4 protein-coding genes and 1 pseudogene are annotated in these 6,276 nt (G+C 65.5%); 1 reads left to right on the forward strand and 4 read right to left on the reverse strand.

Annotation, left to right across the window (positions count from 1 at the left end; genetic code table 11):
* The 4 genes from dnaE to lspA form a co-directional block, all read right to left on the reverse strand.
* On the reverse strand, positions 1-3,504 hold a 3,504-nt coding region (gene dnaE, locus A2J02_RS18330), incomplete at its 3' end, for a DNA polymerase III subunit alpha (protein ID WP_068051919.1).
* A 146-nt stretch (positions 3,505-3,650) separates the two neighbouring features.
* On the reverse strand, positions 3,651-4,307 hold the full coding sequence (locus A2J02_RS18335) for a hypothetical protein (RefSeq protein WP_068051922.1): 657 nt from the start codon (positions 4,305-4,307) through the stop codon (positions 3,651-3,653).
* A complete protein-coding gene (locus A2J02_RS18340) occupies positions 4,307-5,233 on the reverse strand; it encodes an RluA family pseudouridine synthase (protein WP_068051925.1) in 927 nt (308 codons plus the stop codon). Before A2J02_RS18340 ends, A2J02_RS18335 begins: the two co-directional genes overlap by 1 nt.
* The gene (gene lspA / locus A2J02_RS18345) at positions 5,230-5,862 is read right to left on the reverse strand and encodes a signal peptidase II (RefSeq protein WP_068051928.1); all 633 of its coding nucleotides are present in this window, start codon (positions 5,860-5,862) and stop codon (positions 5,230-5,232) included. The genes A2J02_RS18340 and lspA overlap by 4 nt, the downstream gene beginning before the upstream one ends.
* An 89-nt stretch (positions 5,863-5,951) precedes the next feature.
* Here lspA and A2J02_RS18350 point away from each other — a divergent pair.
* Positions 5,952-6,276: pseudogene (locus tag A2J02_RS18350) on the forward strand (hypothetical protein); the annotation flags it as partial.

Genomic DNA, 6,276 nt, shown 5'->3' on the forward strand with positions numbered 1-6,276 from the left:
CTTCAGGTCGCCCATCAACGCCGAGGTCGGCGTCACCCTCAGGCTGTCGTCCAGCTTCATCGTGGTGATCTTGTCGCCGCTGACCAACCGCAGATGGACGTCCGAGGTCCCTGGGTGACTGATCAACACCCGCTTGAGCGCGCCGACCTTGTCGGCGGTGCACAGTCGCGTCGGTAGACTCACCGCGAGCGGCTTGTCGATACCGATGGCCGAAAGATCGGGCACCGCAAGGTCGTTCGCGATCAAGGAAACCCGGTCGTCACGCACCGAAACCCGACCCTTGACCAGCACCACCGAGTCCTCGGTGACATCGGCACCGAACACCGAGTACGCCTGCGGGAAGAACAGCACCTCGATACCACCGGCCAGGTCCTCGAGCTGAGCCGACGCCCACGTCAGACCGTTCTTGTTGATCCGACGGTTCACCGAGGCCAGAATGCCGCCCACGGTCACCTGGGTGCCGTCCTTGATGTCACCCTCGAGGATGGTCGGGATGTTGCAGTCGGACTTCGCCGCCAACATGTGCTCGACGCCCAGGAGCGGGTGGCCCGAGACGTAGAGACCGAGCATCTCGCGCTCGAGGGCGAGCCGATGCTTGGATTCCCACTCCTCGTCCGGCACCCGGACGTTGAACACCGCGGAGATGGACTCGTCGGCGTCCTCCCCGCCGAACAGGTCGAACTGGCCGATCGCCTCGGCCTTCTTGGTACCCATCACCGCGTCGATCGCATCGGCGTGAATGAGCATCAGACCTTTGCGCGGATGATCGAGTGAGTCGAAAGCACCTGCCTTGATGAGAGATTCGGTGACCTTCTTGCTGCACGCGACCGCGTCGATCTTGCCTAGATAGTCGGAGAAGTCGGTGTACTTCGACTTCTCCGATCGCGCCCTGATGATCGACGCGACCACATTGGTACCGACGTTGCGGACAGCGCCGAGACCGAACCGGATGTCCTTGCCCACCGACGCGAAGTTGAGTTCGGACTCGTTGACGTCCGGCGGCAACACCGTGATCCCGAGCTTGCGGCAATCGGCCAGGTAGATCGCAGCCTTGTCCTTGTCGTCGCCGACACTGGTGAGCAGGCCGGCCATGTACTCGGCCGGGTAGTTGGCCTTGAGGTACGCCGTCCAGTACGACACCAGGCCGTAGCCCGCGGAGTGAGACTTGTTGAACGCGTAGCCCGCGAAGGGCAGCACGGTGTCCCACAGCGCCTTGATGGCCGCCTCGGAGAAGTCGTTGTCCAACATGCCCTGCCGGAACCCGGCGTACGCCTTCTCGAGCTCGGAGAGCTTCTTCTTACCCATGGCACGACGCAGCAGGTCAGCTTGGCCCAGGGTGTAGCCGGCCACCTTCTGCGCGAGCTGCATGATCTGCTCCTGGTAGACCACCAGGCCGTACGTCTCGCCGAGAATCACCTTGAGCGGCTCTTCGAGCTCCGGGTGAATCGGCTTGACCTCTTGCCTACCGTTCTTGCGGTCGGCGTAATCGTTGTGCGAGTTCATGCCCATCGGACCGGGCCGGTACAGCGCCAGGACGGCGACGATGTCCTCGAAACCGGTGGGCTGCATGCGCCGGAGCAGATCGCGCATGGCACTGCCGTCGAGCTGGAAGACGCCGAGAGTGTCTCCGCGAGAGAGCAAGTCGAAGGTCGCCGGGTCGTCGAGCGGGAGAGCGTCGAGGTCGATGTCGATGCCGCGGTTGGCCTTGATGTTGTCGATGGCGTCACCGATGACGGTGAGGTTTCGCAAGCCCAGGAAATCCATCTTGAGCAGGCCGATGGCCTCGCACGACGGATAGTCCCAGCCGGTGATGATCGCGCCGTCCTGCGCGCGCTTCCACACCGGAATCGCGTCGGTGAGCGGCTCGGAGGACATGATGACCGCGCAAGCGTGCACGCCTGCGTTGCGAATCAGGCCCTCGAGTCCCTTGGCCGTCTTGTAGATGGTCGCGACGTCGGGGTTGGAGTCGATCAGCGCTCGAACCTCGACGGCTTCCTTGTAGCGCTCGTGCGACGGATCGGTGATGCCCGCCACCGAAATGTCCTTGGCCATGATGGGCGGCGGCAGCGCCTTGGTGATCTGATCGGCGATCCCGAAACCGGGCTGGCCGAACTGCACTCGGGCCGAGTCCTTGATCGCGGCCTTGGTCTTGATGGTGCCGAACGTGATCACCTGGGCGACGCGATCGCTGCCCCACTTCTCAGTGGCGTAGCGGACCATCTCACCGCGGCGACGATCGTCGAAGTCGATATCGATATCGGGCATCGACACACGCTCGGGGTTGAGGAATCGCTCGAAGAGCAGACCGTGCGGCAGTGGGTCGATGTTGGTGATGCCCATGGCGTACGCGACCAACGATCCGGCGGCGGAACCTCGGCCCGGCCCGACGCGGATGCCGACGGCTTTGGCGTGGTTGATCAGGTCGCCGACCACGAGGAAGTAGGCCGGGAAGCCCATCTCGAGGATGACCTTGATCTCGTACTCGGCGCGTGCCAGGTAGTCCTCGGCCGGGCCGTCGGGGAACCGTCGCTCGAGTCCGGTCATGACCTCGTGGCGCAACCAGGTGCCCTGGGTGTGGCCCTCGGGCACGGGGAAGATCGGCATGCGGTCGCGGTGCGCCCACACCTCGTCGTACGGCTGCACTCGCTCAGCGATGAGCAGGGTGCTGTCGCAGGCACCGGGCACCTGATCGTCCCAGAGCTCGCGCATCTCGGCGGCGGACTTGAGGTAGTAGCCGTCACCGTCGAACTTGAAGCGAGTGGGATCGCTGAGCGTCTTACCGGTCTGGATGCACAGCAGCGCCTCGTGGTTCTCGGCGGCATCCTTGGTGACGTAGTGGCAGTCGTTGGTGGCCAGCGGCGGAATCGAGAGCTTCTTGCCGATGTCGAGCAGGCCTTCGCGGACACGCCGCTCGATGGACAGGCCGTGATCCATCAGTTCGAGGAAGAAGTTCTCCGGACCCCAGATCTCGCGCCATTTGGCAGCGGCCTCCAGCGCCTCACGATCCTGGCCGAGTCGCAACCGAGTCTGCACCTCACCCGACGGGCAGCCGGTGGTGGCGATGATGCCCTCGGCGTGCTGGGCGATGATCTCCTCGTCCATCCGGGCCCACTTGCCCAGCTGACCCTCGATGGAGGCGAGCGAGGACAGCTTGAACAGGTTGCGGACTCCGGTCGCGTTCTCGGCGACCATCGTCATGTGCGTGTACGCACCGCTACCGGAGACGTCGTCGGACTTCTGGCTGCGGTCGCCCCACAGCACACGCTTCTTGTTGAATCGGGACTCGGGCGCGATGTAGGCCTCGATGCCGATGATCGGCTTGATCCCGGCCTTCTTTGCCTCGTTGTAGAACTCGCTGGCCCCGTACATGTTGCCGTGGTCGGTCATGCCGACTGCCGTCATCTCCAACCGTGCTGCCTCGGCGAACATCGCGCCGATCTTGGCGGCACCGTCGAGCATCGAATATTCGGTGTGGTTGTGCAGATGAACGAACGAATCGGCCACGAAGGTTCTCTCCTGAAGGTCGTGCGTCGGCGTGAATACGAGCCGCGAACGTACTCACTGTAAGCGGTCGAACCGACAGAATTTTCACGCTGCCGGTGTGTCCTGGGAGGACGTGACAGGTGTGACGGATGCGACGAGAAATCGCCTCATCGGGTCGGCACGGGACCGTCGTCCGGGAGCGGACCGACGACGTCGACGTGCTCCGGCAGGAGCGGCTCGACTGCGAACTTGCCGGACACCGCATCCGGCGGAAGCGCCTGCACCGCTCGCACATCGGCGCGGCCGGCCAGCTCGCTCAACTCGGCTGGGGTCGCGCGCACCACCAACGTCACCACACACGCACACCCGTCGAGCAGACGTTGCTGCGAGACTGCGGCGATCTGCGCCTGCCGGTCCCCCGCCCCGAACGATTCGGTCGCCAGGCTCGCTGCCCGCGCGGTCGAATTCAGTACCGAGCGTTCGCTGCCCGGCACGCCGACGGTCAGTATCGGGGTCTGCACACGATCGAGCGGAACACGCAAAAGCACCTGCGAGATACGAATCCCGTCGGCGACGGCATAGGCCTGTTGGGCGGTGAGTTCGCGATCGAACGAAACCGATCCCCACCGAGGTTCGGTGTTGTCGCTGCGCAGGCTCGCCTCGGCGCGGGCCAGGTAATCGATCACCTGCTCGCCGCTGTCCGGGCCGAGCCGGTCGGTGCCCACACCCAGCTGTCGTACCGGGTTGAGGTGCCCGATCACCGCGAGCGCCACGAACACGAGTGCAGCGGTGACGACACCGCCCAGCACTCCCCTGGTGCGCATCACGCCTTCCGAAGCACCTCGAGTGCGTGCTCGAGGTCGGCCGGATACTTGCTCTCGATCTCCACCCAGCGGCCGTCGGACGGATGCGCGAAGCCGAGCGACCGCGCATGCAGCCACTGCCGCTCCAGGCCCAACCGTTCGGCCAGCCGCGGATCGGCACCGTAGGTCAGATCGCCGCAGCACGGATGACGCAGAGCCGAGAAGTGCACCCGAATCTGGTGCGTGCGACCGGTTTCCAGGTGCACGTCCAGCAGGCTCGCGGCCTGGAACGCCTCGACCGTGTCGTAGTGGGTGACGCTGGGCTTGCCGTCGGCACGGACGGCGAACTTCCAGTCGTTGCTGCCGTGTCGACCGATCGGGGCATCGATCGTTCCACTGCTCGGATCCGGATGCCCCTGCACCAGTGCGTGGTAGCGCTTGTCGATCGTGCGCGCCTTGAACGCCCGCTTGAGCACGGTGTACGCCCGCTCGGACGTGGCGTCCACCATGACCCCGGACGTGCCGACGTCGAGGCGGTGCACGATGCCCTGACGCTCGTGCGCACCGGAGGTCGAAATTCGGAAACCGGCGGCCGCGAGACCGCCGATGACGGTGGGTCCGGTCCAGCCGACGCTGGCATGCGCGGCGACCCCGACGGGCTTGTCCACGGCCACGATGTCGTCGTCGGCGTAGAGGATGTCCATCCCCTCGACCGGCTCCGCCTCGATCGTCAACTCACGGGCCGGCTCGGGCAGCGTCACTTCGAGCCACGACCCAGCGGCCAACCGATCGGACTTGCCGACGGCACCGGCATCGACCAGAACCGAGCCCTCCTCGGCCAGCGCCGCGGCGACGGTACGCGAGAGCCCGAGCAACCGAGCGAGACCGGCGTCCACCCTCATTCCGTCCAGACCGTCGGGCACCGGCATCGAGCGCGATTCCCTCACTTGTCGGCCTCGGCTGCGGCATCGGAGTTCGCCTTGGTCACCCGTTCACCGTTCGGCTCGAACCCGAACAGGCTCAGGACGACGAGGAGGATCGCACCACAGACGATGGACGAATCGGCAACGTTGAACACCGGCCACCAGCCCACCGACACGAAGTCGACGACGTGTCCCTGGAACGGACCCGGGGCACGGAAGAATCGGTCGATCAGGTTGCCGAGCGCGCCGCCGAGAACCAGACCCAATCCCAGTGCCCACCACGGCGATCGCAGCGTCCGACCGATCTTGATCACTCCGATGACGACCGCGACTGCCACGACCGTGAGCAACCAGGTCATGCCGGTGGCCATCGAGAACGCCGCACCGGGATTACGCACCAGCCGCAACGTCACGACGTCTCCGACGATCGAAATCGGGTTGCCGGGCTTGACGTAGTGCACCACCACGATCTTGGTCACGAGGTCGAACAGCAGAATCACGGCCGCGATCGCGACCAGCAACCGCGTCTTGAGCGGCTTCGGAACTCGACTCGCGGCGCTGTCGGTATCGGTCACCTGCGAGTCCGCGGTCTCGTTCGGTGCCGGAACACTACTCGTCTCGGCTGGCGGATCGTCGGCGCGGTCTTCACTCACCTGTCCATCATGGCGTATGGACGGCGGCGGGTCCTCATCCGTGCCGCGCACCACCGGTCGCCACGGGCGGTGTCAGTAGCCTGGTGGCCGTGAAGTCGACCGATCGTTTCCGCACCGTCCGCTCCGGCACCGTCCGCTCCGGTTTCCTCGCTGCCTGCTGTGCACTGGTTCTCGTCGCCGGATGTTCGAGCGCCGACACCGACACCGATCCCGCTCCCGAGCAGGCGGCGTCCTCGAACGAGGTGACGATCGCCGTGACGCCGACGACCACCACCGTGGTCGACCCCGGCACCGAGCCGCGACGCGTACTGGCCTTCGAAACCTCCGACGCGAACGAGCAGAACGTGGACCTCACCACCACCTCCACCGTCTCGCAGCAGATCAGCGACGGGGCTCCACAGGACTTCTCCAGCC

Origin of the sequence: Rhodococcus sp. EPR-147 (genome assembly GCF_001647185.1) — a bacterium.
GTDB lineage: Bacteria > Actinomycetota > Actinomycetes > Mycobacteriales > Mycobacteriaceae > Rhodococcoides.

What these genes read in the sequence shown, in the direction of transcription:
- A2J02_RS18335 (WP_068051922.1), bottom strand. Translation starts at nt 4,307, where the DNA reads ATGCGCACCAGGGGAGTGCTGGGCGGTGTCGTCACCGCTGCACTCGTG.